A 15,016-nucleotide genomic window follows, 5' to 3' on the forward strand; every position below is an offset into this window, starting at 1 on the left:
TGCTTGCATGGGAAAACCTCGCAGAAGTGAACGCCGATGAGCGAACCACATAAAGATGACACCATGGGTGCCATTCAACTCATCGAAAAGGGGGACGAAGACGATTTTTTACACAAGCCAATCGTGCCACAGGATCCGGATATTGCAACACAGTCAGGCTGCTTTGTTAATTCGTTCCCCATGTTTCACTAGTTAACCTTGGTTAGCACCAAAGATCGTGCTGAATTTAACGTTCTAGCAACCCTGTTTTAGGGCTAAAAATCAGGGAATTCTTCTAAAAAGAGGATTGTTCTAGCATTCAATTCTGTGAAGAATAGAGGAAAAGAAATTTGATACTAAAAATCGCCTTTTTCGCCAACGCGTCCCTGTGGGGAAGGAATCACACTCACCATGTTCACAATCGACAAGTCGCACAAGCTCGACGATGTCTGCTATGACATCCGCGGCCCGGTGCATAAAGAGGCTCGCCGTCTCGAAGACGAAGGCCACCGCATTCTCAAGCTCAACATCGGCAACCCTGCCCCGTTCGGCTTTGATGCGCCGGAAGAGATCATCAAGGATGTGATCCTCAACATGCCGCTGAGCCAGGGCTACTGCGACTCCAAGGGGCTCTTCTCTGCCCGTAAAGCGGTGATGCAGTACTACCAGCAAAAAGGGATGCGCAAGGTCGATATCGACGACATCTACATCGGCAATGGCGCCAGCGAGCTGATCGTGATGGCCATGCAGGCGCTGCTCAACAATGGCGACGAGATGCTGGTGCCCTCCCCCGACTACCCGCTCTGGACCGCCGCCGTCACTCTCTCCGGTGGCCATGCGGTGCACTATCGCTGCGACGAAGGGGCTGACTGGTACCCGGATCTCGACGATATCCGCGCCCGCATTACCCCGCGCACCCGCGGCCTGGTACTGATCAACCCCAACAATCCGACCGGTGCCGTCTACGGCAGCGAGTTCCTGCTGGAGGTGATCGAGATCGCCCGCCAGCACAACCTCATCATTTTCGCCGACGAGATCTACGACAAGATCCTCTACGACGATATCTCCCACACCAGCGTTTGCACCCTGTGCGACGATGTGATGGTGGTGACCTTTAACGGCCTCTCCAAGGCCTACCGCGCCTGCGGCTTCCGTCAGGGCTGGATGGTCATCACAGGGCCCAAAGGCCGTGCCCGCGGTTATATCGAAGGGCTGGAGATGCTGGCCTCCATGCGGCTGTGTGCCAACGTGCCGATGCAGCACGCTATCCAGACTGCGCTTGGCGGCTACCAGAGCATCAACGAGCTGATCCTGCCGGGTGGCCGCCTGCGCAAGCAGCGGGACAAGGCATGGGAGCTCTTGAACGAGATCCCCGGGGTTTCCTGCGTCAAACCCAAGGGAGCGCTCTACATGTTCCCGCGCCTCGACCCCAAGGTGTATGACATCCGCGACGATCAGAAGATGGTGTTCGACCTGCTGCAGCAAGAGAAGCTGCTGCTGGTACAGGGCACCGGCTTCAACTGGCCGGCACCGGATCACTTCCGGCTGGTGTTCCTGCCCCGCGAAGAGGAGCTGGAAGATGCCATCGGCCGCCTCGCCCGTTTCCTCAAGGGCTACAAGCAGTAAGAAAAGCTCAATTACTGGCCCTGAAACAGGGCCAGTAATTCTCCGCATTCTTCTTGCAATCCCCACGAGACAGCACATCGGAGAGATTCTCTCTTAATGACTACAAGTGTGTCTGTTTTCCAAACCCTACTCCTACTCGTGATGCTCTGTCGTCAACCCTTTCCGCATTAGACGAAAGTGCCATTTCTCAATAGTCACTGAACTTGCAGGCAATCTAGATTTGACCCAGCACTGACGTACACAGAATCGTTCTCGTTTGTGTGGCAATGGCTTTGTCTCTGTTTTAAACGCCATTTTTTGGCCGTTGGTGCCATAAGGGGCTGGGCTGCCCTGTCAAATATCGGTATGGTAGAGGCACGTTACTCCCCCCCTCACGTGAGCACACCATGAGCCTGAGATTCAAGAAACCCGCTTTTATCGCCCTGGGGCTCATCGCCCTCATTTCCGCCGCCTGGCTCGACTACTACCTGCCGGAGCACACCATCGCCACCATCACCGGGGTCGAGGTGAAGCGCACCGACAAGGATGGCCCCATCAGCCAGAAAAACCCGGCTGACGGCCCCACCACCGACGTCTATTACATCTACACCGAGCGCCCCGGCGAGAAGATCCGGGTGTTTCGCAATGAAGATACCGAGTGGGGCTGGCCCTTCTACTTCAAGTTCAACGCCGCCGACGTCCAGGCCAAGGCCAAGTCCATGGAGTTCGAGAAACGCTTGGCCATCATTACCTCCTACGGCTGGCGCGTGAACATGTTCTCCATGTTCCCCAACGTCACCAAGATTGAGAGCACAGAGCCTGACGCCTCCACCTGGAGCTTCTTCCGCTGGTTCTGGTTCGGCCTCTGGGCACTGGTGATGGGCAAGGCAGCCATTGCGACCTGGCGCTACTTCGATCGTCTTGAGGACGAGCTATGAGTGAGCCGAGCAAGACCCGCACCAGCTTCTACCGGCGGCTCTACGTGGCCTGGCTGATCAGTCAGGGCACGGATACAGTGCCTGCCATTATGGAGGCAACCGGCATGCCGCGCCGCACCGCGCAAGATACCCTGAGCGCGCTGGCCGAGCTTGACATCAGCTGCGCCTTCGAGCAGACCGAGGGGGCTCGCCACCTGCAGGGACACTACCGCATCAGCGACTGGGGGCCCATCAATCCGGCGTGGATCAAGGCTCAACTGCCGCTTATCAAGGAGACTCTGAGCTATCCCTGATCCGTGTGCTGAGCAACAATAAAAAGAGGGGCCAGCCGACAAGGCTGACCCCTCTTTTTTCAGGCCGATGGCGTGACAGGTGTCTCTACTCGGGCATGGCCGAATCCTCAAGCTCCCCATCAGACTCGCCGCGGGTGCAGTCGATGATGGAGCGCTTGGGGTTGTTGGGATCGCGCAGCAGCAGGGGCGCCAACCCCTCGTCATGCTTCTGCTCGTCACCAAACTCGCTGCCGTAGGCGTTATGGGTCAAGCGGCGGGCGTTGGCGATAGGGGTATCAACAAACAGGGCGTGCACTTCGAAGCTGGAGGCGGGCACGATAAAGCCGACCACCGGCAAGCCGTGCAGCTCCTCGTGCACCTTGTACCAGGCAAAGCCGTCGCTCACCTTGTAGGGGGTGTAGTTGGCCAATTGTAGATTGGCGGGCCTGCCCGTCTCATCCACATAGAGATCGGTAAATTCACAGGTCGCCAGCCCCTGCCACATCCGCTCGAATGGCGTCGCACAGCCTGTCAGTTGCAACCCGGCCAGCAGCACCAAGCCTCTCTTCCACATTCCCCGCCCCTTCTTGCAAAAATGAACCGGCGCTCAGTCAAACGCCCGCAGCCGCGTCACCATCAGATCGATAAAGCCCGGACGATCCAGCCCCAACAATACCAGCGCATTGGCTGGCTTGCCGGTCAGGCCATAACGATCCACCACCGTCATCCCCACGGTATGCTCCCCGCTGGTCTCGATATCGACCCGGCACTCAACCCCGTGGAACAGCTCGGGAGCCAGCAACCAGGCAATGGTACAGGGGTCGTGCAGCGGCGCGCCAGCAAATCCCCACTTGGGATCCCGATGGTAGATCATGAAGAAGTCGAGCAGCCCGGCCACGCACTGGGCCACCGGATTGGTGATGGCGCGTACCCGCTCGATATCCTCATCCATCACCTGCGCCTCATGGGTCACATCGAGGCCACACATGGTAATTGGGATGCCCGACTTGAAGACCATATCGGCCGCTTCCGGGTCCACATAAATATTGAATTCCGCGGCCGGGGTCCAGTTGCCGGCCCCTGCGGCGCCCCCCATCAGCACGATGCGGGCGATCCTGGGTTTGAGCTCGGGGTGTGCTGCCAGCAGCAGGGCGATATTGGTCAGCGGGCCGGTCGGCACCAGAGTCACGGGCTCCGCGCTCTCGCGCAGACATCTGGCCATCAGCTCGATCCCCGTCATCCCCTGCGGTGCAAAGGCGGGATCCGGCAGTTTGGGGCCATCGAGACCCGATTCGCCGTGAACGTTGTCGGCGATGATCAGCTCGCGGGCCAGCGGTTTCGGAGCCCCGGCCGCCACCGGAATATCGTCCCGTCCCAGCAAGGTGAGGATCCGCAGGGCATTGTTGAGGGTCTTGTCCGGCGTCTGGTTGCCCGCGCTGGTGGTGACCGCCAGCACCTTCAGTTCAGGGCTGGCCAGCGCCAGAATGAGGGCGATGGCGTCGTCGTGGCCGGGATCACAATCAAGAATAACGGGCAGTGCCATGGGATGAGTCCTTACAACATAACAGGGAGCCATACCTTAACAAGCAAGCCTCGGATGAACTCGGGAAGGGGTCACAAAACGGGGCCTTGTTGCGGACCTGGGCGGTTTGCACGGCACACCGCCTCGCTCAACGCGGCTCATTATCAATAGGTTGCATGACGTCATTCCGTTCATTTTCCGAGGCTGCGCACCACCCATTCGCCCGGCCGCGCCGGTTCGGGTATGATCGCACCCCGTTTCCAGCCTGTGCCACCTATGTCCGTTATCGTCGACACCTTTATCGCCCCGCCCTGCAAGGCCGCCATCGAGATCCTGTTCGAAGATGAGCACCTGCTGCTCATCAACAAGCCGAGCGGCCTGCTGAGTCTGTCGGGCAAGAACCCGCAGAACCTCGACTCGGTTCACTATCGACTGGTGCAGGATTTCCCCGGCTGCACCCTGGTGCATCGCCTCGATTTTGGCACCTCAGGCATCATGGTGGTCGCCAGAAACAAGGCCATCAATGCCCTGCTCTGCCAGCAGTTCAGTCAGCGGGCGGTGAGCAAAGCCTACAGCGCCCTGCTGTGCGGTCATCTGATTGACGACGAAGGGGTTATCGACGCCCCCATCGCCAAGGATCCGTCGATTTTCCCGCTGATGAAGATCTGCGCCGTCAGTGGCAAACCCGCCCGCTCCCGCTATCAGGTGATTGAGCGGCTGGAGCAGCAGATGCAGGGGCAGACCGTGCCTTTGACCCGGGTACGACTGGTGCCGGAGACCGGCCGCACCCATCAGCTGCGCATCCACAGCCAGCTGCTGGGCCACCCCATTCTCGGCTGCGATCTCTATGGTGGCCTGCTGCCGCCCGGCTGCGAACTGGCGCCGCGGCTGATGCTGCATGCCAGCGAGCTGGATTTTGCTCATCCGGTGAGCGGTGAGCCGATGCAGATCCGCTGCGCGCCTGCGTTTTAGAAGCAATCGGTAGAGACAACAAGTGCGAGTGCAACGGGATCAGTGGAAGGCGTGACGGGAGAGGAAAAGCGGTAAACGGCGGATAAAGATAGGGGCCGCGCTTTCGCAACGGCCCCCACCCCCCACTCTTTGTGGTGCTATCAGATCAGCTTGCGGGCAGCGCCCAGTACGATCTTGATGGCATCAGATTCGGTCTTCGCCATGGTTTCGGCGTTCGGGATTTCCTGCTGGGTACGGTTGACGATAACGCCAGCTACCATACCGGCACGCAGGCCTTGGCTGGTGCACATGGTCAGCAGGGTGGCAGATTCCATCTCATAGTTCAGCACGCCCATGGCTTGCCACTCTTTCATGGAACCCTGGAAACGGCTCACTACGCGGCCGGATACGGTGTCGTAACGCTCCTGACCCGGGTAGAAGGTGTCAGAGGAGGCAGTCACACCGATGTGCAGCTTGGAGCCCATCTCTTTGGCGGTGTTCACCAGCGCTGTGGTGCAGTCGAAGTCGGCAACAGCCGGGAACTCCATCGGAGCAAAGTGCAGGCTGGCACCGTCGAGGCGCACGGAACCGGTGGTCACGATCACGTCACCCACGTTCAGGTGCGGCTGGATGGCGCCAGTGGTACCGATACGCAGGAAGGTGCGGATACCCAGCTGGGCCAGCTCTTCTACCGCGATGGAGGTGGACGGGCCACCGATACCGGTAGAGCAGATGATCACGGCCTTGCCGTCCATCTCGCCGCGCCAGGTAGTGAATTCACGATGGCTGGCCAGGTGCACCGGGTTATCCAACAGCTCTGCGATACGCTTCACGCGCTCGGGGTCACCGGGGACGATCGCCAGGGTGGCGCCTTGCAGATCCGCTTTCTTCAAACCCAAGTGAAATACATCAGACATATTGGACTCCTGGTTGCCCCCTGCCAGCATGGTCAGGGCACAAGTTAAGATGATTCTTTATGATACTTTCAAGCCTTTACCCCCCCCTTCGGGGAGGCGCCAACTATGGTCGAAAGCGCTTTCCAATTCCTTGAAGCGCCTCACACTTCCACGCATTGACAGTGACAAACATTGCGCAAAACGTTTGCTAACTCAATGAAATAATTGACAAACGTTTTTCTGCTAATCGAGTCAGATGCGGGAAAGTCAAGCCTGGTTCAGCGCTTAATTAACGACTCGTGATCGACCCCGTAAAGTTGTAAACAAGATGCTTTTGTATCCCTTTCTAGATGGTAGCCTAGCTCTCAACTACCACTTAATGGCTAACTATAGGAAGTCCATCATGGCTACATTCAAATTCTATATTCCCGCAATCAACCTGATGGGTGCCGGCTGTCTGCAAGAGGCTGCCGCCGATATCAAGGGTTACGGCTATCGCAAGGCGCTGATCGTCACCGACAAAATCCTCAACCAGATCGGTGTGGTTGCCAAGCTCACCACCCTGCTGGCTGAACATGGCATTGAAAGCGCTGTTTTCGATGAGACCAAACCCAACCCCACCACCAGCAACGTCGAAGCGGGTCTGGCCATGATCAAGGCCAACGGCTGTGATTGCGTCATCTCGCTGGGTGGCGGCTCGCCTCACGACTGTGCCAAGGGCATCGCGCTGGTCGCCGCCAACGGTGGCAACATCAAGGATTACGAAGGGGTGGATCGCTCCGCCAAGCCGCAACTGCCGCTTGTCGCCATCAACACCACTGCCGGTACCGCCTCCGAGATGACCCGCTTCTGCATCATCACCGACGAAGCGCGCCACGTGAAAATGGCCATCATCGACAAGCACGTTACCCCGCTGATGTCAGTCAACGATCCCGAGCTAATGTTGGCCAAGCCGGCTGGTCTCACCGCCGCCACCGGCATGGATGCCCTGACCCACGCCATCGAAGCCTATGTCTCCACCATCGCCACCCCGGTGACCGATGCCAGCGCCGTGATGGCCATCGAGCTGATTGCCAAGCACCTGCGCACCGCCGTTCACCACGGCGATGACCTGCATGCCCGCGAGCAGATGGCCTACGCCCAGTTCCTGGCCGGCATGGCCTTCAACAACGCAAGCCTCGGCTATGTGCACGCCATGGCCCACCAGCTGGGCGGTTTCTATGACCTGCCCCATGGTGTCTGCAACGCCGTGCTGCTACCCCATGTTCAGGCGTTCAACGCCCAGGTGAGCGCGGCTCGTCTGAAGGATGTGGCCCGCTACATGGGGGTAGACGTGAGCGCCATGAGCGACGAACAGGGCGCCGCCGCTGCCATTGCCGCCATCAAGCAGCTGGCGCTGGATGTGAAGATCCCGGCCGGTCTGGAGCAACTCGGCGTCAAGGCCGATGACTTCGATACCCTGGCCAGCAACGCCCTGAAAGATGCCTGCGGCTTCACCAACCCGAAACAGGCGAGCCACGACGAGATCGTCGCCATCTTCCGCGCGGCGATGTAACAGCAGCCGGATTGCCAGAAAGGGTCGCAGTGCGGCCCTTTTTATTGGCTGATGGATCAATGGCTTTTTACTTCCGTGGAGGGAGTCGGTATGATTTGCCGAGCCAAAAAAGACTGTATGGATGATCTGAACTCGATATGCGGATGAAACACCTGATTGCCGCGGCTTTGACCGCCCTCACCCTCTCCGGTTGCAGCCTGGTCTATCGTATCGATATTCCCCAGGGCAACTATGTGGAACAAAAACAGGTCGACAAACTGCGCCAGGGGATGACCCGCGAGCAGGTCAGCTATGTACTGGGGACCCCCATGCTGCGTGACGGCTTTGACCCCAACACCTGGTACTACCTCTATGAATTCCAGCCGGGCCACGGCGACAAGGAGCGCAAAGAGCTCACCGTCACCTTCGCCAATGACAGGCTGACCACAGTGACGGGTGACTTCCCGCTGCCAGCAGCTTTCAATACCCCGCTCTGATATCCCGCAAAACCGGCCTCGCGCCGGTTTTGTTTTATCCAGCCCCGCGTAATTCATCCTGCCCGTGATCCTGTCAGGGGATACAGTGTCATCTCACCCATTGCAGCTGCTCGCAAATTGCCTGATGCTGATGAGCAGCCACCATGGCATCAACACCATCGAATGACACAGGGAGAATCCCCATGAGCCGGATCCTGATTGCCGGAGCCAGCGGCCTGATCGGTCGCGAACTGGTGCAGCAACTGCCTGCCGAACATGAACTGACCCTGCTCTGTCGCAAGCCGGGCAAGGAGGCGCACCACTGGCTGCCGGTCAATTTTGATGATCTGGCCAGCGTCACCCTCTCCCGCCCGGTGGATATCGCCTTCTGTGCCCTCGGTACCACCCGCAAGGAAGCGGGCTCTGCCGAGGCGTTTCGCCGGGTCGATCTCGACTATGTGGTCGCCTTTGTCGAGCTGGCCCGCCGCCACGGTTGTCAACGGCTGATCGTGGTCTCGAGCATGGGGGCCAGCGCATCGTCCCCGGCTCTCTATCCGCGTACCAAGGGAGAGATGGAGCAGGCCCTGCTGGCCCAATCCTGGCCACGGCTCGCCATCGTGCGGCCCGCCATGCTGCTGGGGGATCGCCAGCCACCGCGCCTCTCCGAGCAGATTTTTCAGACCATCTACCCGCTGTTTCGGCCGCTGCTGGTGGGCAAGCTCGCCCGCTGGCGCGCCATCGAGGCTCGTCAGGTGGCTCGCGCCATGATCGCCCTCTCGAAACTGCCCGCCGGGTGCGAGATTGTCGAGAACGAGCAACTGCTGGCCCTCTGAACCCGCCCTTCCCCACTGATTACGCACAGTGCTGCAAAAACAGAGCCGCAAAAACAAAGGGCAAGCCAGCCGGCTTGCCCTTTGTTTATCTGTTGGCGTGATACACCCCAACCACCTCTTGCCACCATTGACCGCGCTCGACTGTCAGGGCAACCGCCCTCAACCGCGAATATGGTCGATAAAGGCGTCGATCTGCTCGCGAGTGCAGGCAGGGTTCATAAATACCGCCTTCTCCCCGGCGATGTAGGAGTACTTGCCGCGGGCGTCATAGTCGGAGTGGGCCACCGCCTCCACCCAGTTGGTGTAGAGCCCGACTTTGCCACGCCCCTTGAACAGGCTGCGGTGATAGTCGGTATTGCGCTGCAGCCGCGCCTTGTAGGCGGGATCGCTGGAGCGCGCCAGTTCGAAAGCGAACTCGGCCTCCGGATCGCTCACCCACTCGGGGTTGTAGATCTTGAAGCCGACGCTCGGCCCCTGATTCTCCTGCGCCACCAGCTTGACGTTGCCAAGCTGGCTCAGGCGATAGCGGAAGTAGTTGGCATTTTGCAGGCAGTGGGCCAGCACGATGCGATACCCCTCCACTCCCATGTAGTTGAGCGCCGCATAGGCGCCAAACAGGCCACTCGCGCCACGGGAGCACTCGATGGTGGATTGCAGGTGGGTCTGCCCCTGAATGTCCCGCTCGAAGTAGGAGAAGTTCTCCGGGTCATTCTCCATCGCCTTGAGGTCATCCTGCTCCTTGATCATCACCAGACTGGAGGTGTAGGGCACATAGCCCCACTTCTGGAAGTCGACAGTGAAGGAGTCGGCATATTTGAGCTCGGCAAAGCGCGCTACGTTGCGCTCGATCCCGGCCAGGGTTGCGGCATTGATGCCAAGCGGGTTGGCGGCAAAGTCGTAACCCAGGAAGAAGATCATCGACCAGCCGATGGCGGCATCGACGTGAATGTGCGGTTTGACCGCCACCTCGAACTGCTCGCAGAGGCGATTGCGCAGCTCGAACACGGGTTTCACCTGATCCACCCCGAAGGTGTCGGTGGTGCCCATGGTGAGCATGATGGCGGGCACCACGTGTTTCAGGGCAAAACAGGCGGTCAGGGTGCGCTCGAGGTGGTCGAGATCGATGTCATTGTTCTCGCCGACCTGAATGCGGATGGTCTTGTTCTCGATATCGACCCCGAGCAGAGAGAGGTTGGTGATGTTGGAGTAGTGACCGCCCTGAGAGTTGATGATGCGGTAATCCTGATAGTGGCCGAGCCCCTTGTGCTTGGCTTGTGGCAGGCTTTTGCGAATGCCGAGCAGGTAGCCGTAGAGGTTACAGAAGGTCCCCCCCTGGGTGAAGATGCCGGTGGCGCGAGCCGGGTCGTAACCCGCCAGCAGGGCAATCTGGCGCACCACCTTCTTCTCCAGCTCCTCGGCCACTCCAGCATATTCAGAGTAGACCAGATTGGGGTTGGCCAGAATACCCATCTGGGCGCCATAGATAGCGGGATCCGCTGACATGGTGATGACGTTCTCGACGCTGGAGGGGTTCTCCCAATCCTTCGACAGCGCGGCGGCAAACAGCAGCTCGGCCATCGGCTCGCCCGGGGTGCGCATGGTGGCGGGCACCGGCATGGTCTCGCAGAGATCGGCCAGGCGGGCGCGGCCATCTGGCCAGACGTTCAGGCGGGCATCGGGGGCCAAGCCACGGGCCCGAAATTCGTTGAGGGTGGCAAATCCGGGTTCGCGAAAAACGGGCCAGAGATCGGGATTGCGCGAGAAAAAGTTGGCTTTGACGGTGGCGAAACGGGCGGAGAAATCGGGGTGGACGGCATTGACGCTTTCGTCTTGCAGATAAACTAAGTCACTCATTTTTATACCATTAGTACAGCAAATGTGCGGCCGTTATACCCCTGTACCAGCGGGGCCAACAGTGACAATATCTAATGGCCTACCCTACTTTTTGTCATGTATCAGCCATCACAAGGGCTGGCAAAAAGGCGCCTTTGAGGCGCCTCTTTATATTTCGTGATCTTGCTCCCATCCTGGCTGACAGCGCCCTCAGTACCAGACCATCATCAGCGCAGCACTCAACGCAGGGAGGCCAACAGCCACTCGGCAAACTCCGCCAGCTCGCTCTGCTGCTGCGGGAAGGACGCCAGCCAGGGCTGCAGGCGCGCGGCAACAGCGTCCGGTCGATAGCCGCAACCCGCCAGTTCGGCCGCCAGCAGATCAAACGGGGCCGGCTCCAGAGTATCGCTAAAGAGCTGCGCCCGGGTGATGACCCCTTTCTCCACATCAAAGTGCAGCTCCACCCCGCCCCAGCTGAACCGCTCCTCCAGCAGATGGCTGAACGCCGGGGCATGGCCATAGTTCCACTCCCAGCTGCGCTGGCGGGCGAAGGTCTCGGCAAAGCCCGGCAGATCCGGCATCTGCTCAGGGGAGATATGCTCGGGCTCAACTCGCGCGCCGTAATGGTGGGAAAAGGCCTCCTGCAGCGCCTTGCTCACCTGTTGATGGTCGATCCCCGGCAGCAGTTCGCACAGATTGGCCACCCGGCTGCGCACCGAGGTGATCCCCTTGGCCGCCAGCTTCTTGGGGTCGGGGTTGAGGTAGTTGGCAAGGCGGCCGAGATCGGCATCCAGCAGCAGGGTGCCGTGGTGGAACCCGCGATCCTGAGTCTCCCGATAGGCCGACCCCGATACCTTGCGCTCCCCGTTCGGGGTGGCCACCAGCAGATCGTTGCGACCGGAGGCAAACGCCTCGATCCCCAATCGCTTGAGCCCGTCCAGCACGATGGCGGTGGAGACGCTCTTGTCATACTCCGGCTTGCCCGCCATGAAGGTGAAGCAGCTGTTGCCAAGGTCGTGGAACACGGCGCCGCCACCGCTGCTGCGACGCGCCAGGGTCACCCCGCCCTCTTCCATGCGGCGGGTGTTGCACTCCTTCCACGGATTCTGGGCACGACCGATCACCACGGTATTGGCGTTGCGCCAGAGGAACAGCACCCGCTGGCCGGGGTCCATCTGGCGGAAGATGCACTCCTCGACGGCCAGATTGAACAGGGGATCGTGAGAGTCGGAGAGAAGCAGACGCAAGCGGGACATAAAAAGACCTTATCCGGAACTGGGGGCAGCATGATAACACTGACGGGGTACCATCACTGAGCAGTCGCACATTAACCGGTGCGCAGCAGCCGCGATACATTTGTGTCACACCTGACTGCCCCATAAAAGTATCTATTGATATAACGACACAACTTGACGTGCAACCACGGAAAAAATGCAGTTTAGCCACAATGATAACAATAAAGACGGGAAAAAGTGGCTAGAATGCGACCACCTCGATAGGCCATATGACTCTCTTATTGGTCACATAACTTGCAAAAAAGCGGCATGTATCCATCCCGTGTGATGAACGACACAAAAATGACTTTCCAACCCCCCTATACCCCATTGCAAACGCCTTTTCTCCCCTTGCAGGTGACACAAAATTGCTTGAATCTAGCCTAGACACCGCTCCCGAGAGAAACGTTGTATGACGGAGAACCCAGCCCCCCGCCAGCCCCTCAGCTGGTTTCTGCCAATGCTGGTCAGTATGGTCATCGCGACCCTGACCTCTCCCTCGGTGCGAGCCGGCGAGCAGGTCATCGTCCAGTTGCCGTGGCAACACCAGTTCCAGTTTGCCGGTTACTACGCGGCCATCGCCAAAGGGTTTTATCGGGAGGCCGGTCTGCATGTCACCTTGCGTGAAGCGGACTCCCGCACCGATGTGGTCAGCGAGGTGATCTCGGGAAAGGCCCAGTTTGGCATCAGCGGCAGTGATCTGCTGCTGGATCGGGCTGCCGGTCGTCCGGTAGTGGTGCTCGCCGCCCTGCTGCAGCACTCGCCGCTGGTTCTGCTCACGCTGGATCGGCCAGATATTCGCAACCCGGCCGATCTGGCCAACAAGCGACTGATGCTGGAGCCTGGCTCCAACGAGCTGCTGACCTACCTTTCCCACCATACCCGCAGCCGCGACTGGGTCACCCTTCCCTACAAACAGGGGATTCAGGCACTGCTGGCGGGCAAGGTGGATGCCATCAGCGCCTACAGCACTACCGAGCCCTTCTATCTGCAACAAAAAGGGATCCCCTATCGGGTCTTCAGTCCGCGCACCATCGACTTCGACTTCTACGGCGACAACCTGTTTACCTCCGAGCGGGAGCTGATCACCCGACAGGATCGGGTCTACGCCTTCCAGCAGGCCAGCCTCAAGGGGTGGCGCTACGCGATGGACCACCCCGACGAGATGATCAACCTCATCATGGAGCAGTACCCGACCGGGGCTGGCCGTGAACAGCTGGAGTTCGAGGCTCGCGAAACCAGAGAGCTGATGCAACCGGATCTGATCGAACCAGGCTACATGCAGCAGGAGCGCTGGCTGCAGATCGCCAAAACCTATCTGGAGGCGGGCATGCTCACGGTATTGCCCAACCTCGACCGCTTTATCTACGACCCGGCGCAGGAGCGGCTGCGCCAGCAACGGCAACTGCTCGACAAGAGCGTGGCGGTGGCCATGCTCATCACCTTTACCCTGATGACCCTGCTCGGCATCTTCTTGCACCTCTATCTGCGCCTGCGCCAGGAGGCGCGGGATCGCCAGCGGCTGACCCGTGAACTGGCCCAGAGCGAGCAGCACTATCGCTTCGTGGCGGAGAACAGCGCCGATGTAATCTGGACCATGGATGCAGCCAGCTTGCGCTTTCGCTATGTCAGCCCGGCCATCACTCCTCTGAGCGGCTACGAGGCCCCCGAGCTGTTTGCCCTGCCCCTCAAACAGCTGCTACCGGATGCCTCAAGGCAGCTGCTGCGTGAGGAGATCTCCGCCACCCTGGAGGCCTGGCAGCGGGGAGAGCATGACCAGACTCGCCGGGTCATTCGCACCCAGCTGCGCCACAAGGATGGCCATCTGGTGGCGACCGAGACCATCACTACCCTCCATGGCAACCACAATGCCCAGCCGGAGGCGATCCTCGGGGTCACCCGGGATATCACAGAGCGGGCAGCGCGAGAGGAGATGATGCGCCGCCTCGCCTTCTACGACCCCCTCACCGGGCTGCCCAATCGCCGCTTGCTGCAGCAACGGCTCAAGGAGCTGATGGAGCAGGAGACGCCCCGTCCGCTGGCATTGATGTTTATCGATCTCGATCACTTCAAACCGATCAATGACACCTTCGGCCATGAGACCGGGGATATTCTGCTCAATATGGTGGCCGAGCGGATGAGCCACTGCGTGCGCAAACAGGATCTGGTGGCACGGCTGGGGGGCGATGAGTTCGTTATCTTGCTGCCGGAGAGTGGCGACGAAGTGCTGGCGGTGGCCGACAAGCTGCACCAGCAGCTGCGCCATCCGTTCCAGCTGGAGGGGCAGGAGCTGCTCATATCCAGCAGTATCGGGCTGGCGCTCTATCCCGAGCACGGGGAGGATGCCAAGACGCTGATGCACCACGCCGATCAGGCCATGTATCAGGCGAAGAATCGCGGCCGCGGCCGGGTCTGCCTCTATACCGAAGGCCTTGATCCCGAGCAGGGGGCACTGCTGTGGCAACCCGGCCACGAGTGCGGTCACCCGCGCATCGATGCCGAGCATCGCCAGCTCTTCGTATTGACCAACCGGCTGCTGGAGCGGATGAAAGATCAGCACGAGGATCCGGCCCCGTTTCTGGAGAGTCTGGAGAGCCTGTTCGACATGGCTCGTCACCACTTCGCCTTTGAAGAGCAGATGCTGGCGGAGATCGACTATCGGGAACTCGTCAGCCACCGTCAGGATCACCAGCGCCTGCTCAACAAGGCCGGTCAGCTGCTGCACGCCGCCAAAGCGGGAACACTGGGCAACGACGAGCTGCTCAACTTCATCATTCAGGAGCTGGTAGTCGGCCACATGAGTCAGGCGGATCGCCGCTACTTCCCCCTGTTCAGATCTGAGCGCAGCCTGTCGGTTGCAGAGGTGGTCGCCTAGTCCCCCCTGTTCAGCCCCGAGCGTAACG

Annotated in this window: 13 protein-coding genes; 8 read left to right on the forward strand and 5 right to left on the reverse strand. The window is 59.8% G+C overall.

From position 1 onward, the window contains the following. Window positions 1-390: 390 nt before the first annotated feature. The 3 genes from ACTG2U_RS06145 to ACTG2U_RS06155 all read left to right on the forward strand — a co-directional run bounded on the left by ACTG2U_RS06145 (window position 391) and on the right by ACTG2U_RS06155 (window position 2,815). Complete coding sequence (locus ACTG2U_RS06145) at window positions 391-1,605, forward strand: pyridoxal phosphate-dependent aminotransferase (RefSeq protein WP_005334367.1); 1,215 nt, start codon at window positions 391-393, stop codon at window positions 1,603-1,605. Window positions 1,606-1,991: 386 nt separating this feature from the next. Continuing rightward, window positions 1,992-2,522: a DUF1523 family protein gene (locus ACTG2U_RS06150; protein ID WP_005350438.1), complete on the forward strand. Its 531-nt coding sequence runs from the start codon at window positions 1,992-1,994 to the stop codon at window positions 2,520-2,522. Beyond that, entirely contained in the window at window positions 2,519-2,815 is a 297-nt protein-coding gene (locus ACTG2U_RS06155; protein WP_005344341.1) for a winged helix-turn-helix domain-containing protein, read from the forward strand. The genes ACTG2U_RS06150 and ACTG2U_RS06155 overlap by 4 nt, the downstream gene beginning before the upstream one ends. Window positions 2,816-2,900: 85 nt before the next feature. Here the strand turns inward: ACTG2U_RS06155 and ACTG2U_RS06160 are convergent, their stop codons facing one another. Together ACTG2U_RS06160 and rihA are read right to left on the reverse strand one after the other, a co-directional pair. After that, on the reverse strand, window positions 2,901-3,368 hold the full coding sequence (locus ACTG2U_RS06160) for a hypothetical protein (RefSeq protein ID WP_005337958.1): 468 nt from the start codon (window positions 3,366-3,368) through the stop codon (window positions 2,901-2,903). Window positions 3,369-3,401: 33 nt separating this feature from the next. Further along, complete coding sequence (gene rihA, locus ACTG2U_RS06165) at window positions 3,402-4,337, reverse strand: pyrimidine-specific ribonucleoside hydrolase RihA (RefSeq protein WP_439974209.1); 936 nt, start codon at window positions 4,335-4,337, stop codon at window positions 3,402-3,404. 222 nt (window positions 4,338-4,559) lie between these two features. Between rihA and ACTG2U_RS06170 the strand changes: the two genes are divergently transcribed. Continuing rightward, a complete protein-coding gene (locus tag ACTG2U_RS06170) occupies window positions 4,560-5,288 on the forward strand; it encodes an RluA family pseudouridine synthase (RefSeq protein ID WP_439974210.1) in 729 nt (242 codons plus the stop codon). A 140-nt stretch (window positions 5,289-5,428) separates the two neighbouring features. Here the strand turns inward: ACTG2U_RS06170 and udp are convergent, their stop codons facing one another. Then, a complete protein-coding gene (gene udp, locus ACTG2U_RS06175) occupies window positions 5,429-6,184 on the reverse strand; it encodes a uridine phosphorylase (RefSeq protein WP_042080287.1) in 756 nt (251 codons plus the stop codon). 382 nt (window positions 6,185-6,566) lie between these two features. On the opposite strand from udp, the gene yiaY reads away from it, so the two are divergent. The 3 genes from yiaY to ACTG2U_RS06190 all read left to right on the forward strand — a co-directional run bounded on the left by yiaY (window position 6,567) and on the right by ACTG2U_RS06190 (window position 9,006). After that, window positions 6,567-7,718, forward strand: coding sequence for an L-threonine dehydrogenase (gene yiaY / locus ACTG2U_RS06180; protein ID WP_216954231.1), 1,152 nt, complete (start codon window positions 6,567-6,569; stop codon window positions 7,716-7,718). A gap of 137 nt (window positions 7,719-7,855) precedes the next feature. Next, window positions 7,856-8,194 carry an outer membrane protein assembly factor BamE gene (bamE, locus tag ACTG2U_RS06185; protein WP_005337980.1) on the forward strand — a complete coding sequence of 113 codons (339 nt, stop codon included), beginning with the start codon at window positions 7,856-7,858 and terminating at the stop codon, window positions 8,192-8,194. 182 nt (window positions 8,195-8,376) lie between these two features. Next, window positions 8,377-9,006, forward strand: a complete 630-nt coding sequence (locus ACTG2U_RS06190) for an NAD(P)H-binding protein (protein WP_439974211.1) — start codon at window positions 8,377-8,379, stop codon at window positions 9,004-9,006. A gap of 159 nt (window positions 9,007-9,165) precedes the next feature. Here ACTG2U_RS06190 and ACTG2U_RS06195 read toward each other — a convergent pair whose 3' ends face one another. Together ACTG2U_RS06195 and ACTG2U_RS06200 are read right to left on the reverse strand one after the other, a co-directional pair. Continuing rightward, entirely contained in the window at window positions 9,166-10,860 is a 1,695-nt protein-coding gene (locus ACTG2U_RS06195) for a pyridoxal phosphate-dependent decarboxylase family protein (protein WP_439974212.1), read from the reverse strand. 218 nt (window positions 10,861-11,078) lie between these two features. Beyond that, entirely contained in the window at window positions 11,079-12,095 is a 1,017-nt protein-coding gene (locus ACTG2U_RS06200) for a lipoate--protein ligase A (RefSeq protein ID WP_439974213.1), read from the reverse strand. A 430-nt stretch (window positions 12,096-12,525) separates the two neighbouring features. Between ACTG2U_RS06200 and ACTG2U_RS06205 the strand changes: the two genes are divergently transcribed. Then, complete coding sequence (locus ACTG2U_RS06205) at window positions 12,526-14,988, forward strand: diguanylate cyclase domain-containing protein (RefSeq protein ID WP_439974214.1); 2,463 nt, start codon at window positions 12,526-12,528, stop codon at window positions 14,986-14,988. Window positions 14,989-15,016 lie beyond the last annotated feature (28 nt).

It is taken from the genome of Aeromonas sp. 95A, from assembly GCF_051919235.1.
Classification (GTDB): domain Bacteria; phylum Pseudomonadota; class Gammaproteobacteria; order Enterobacterales; family Aeromonadaceae; genus Aeromonas; species Aeromonas veronii.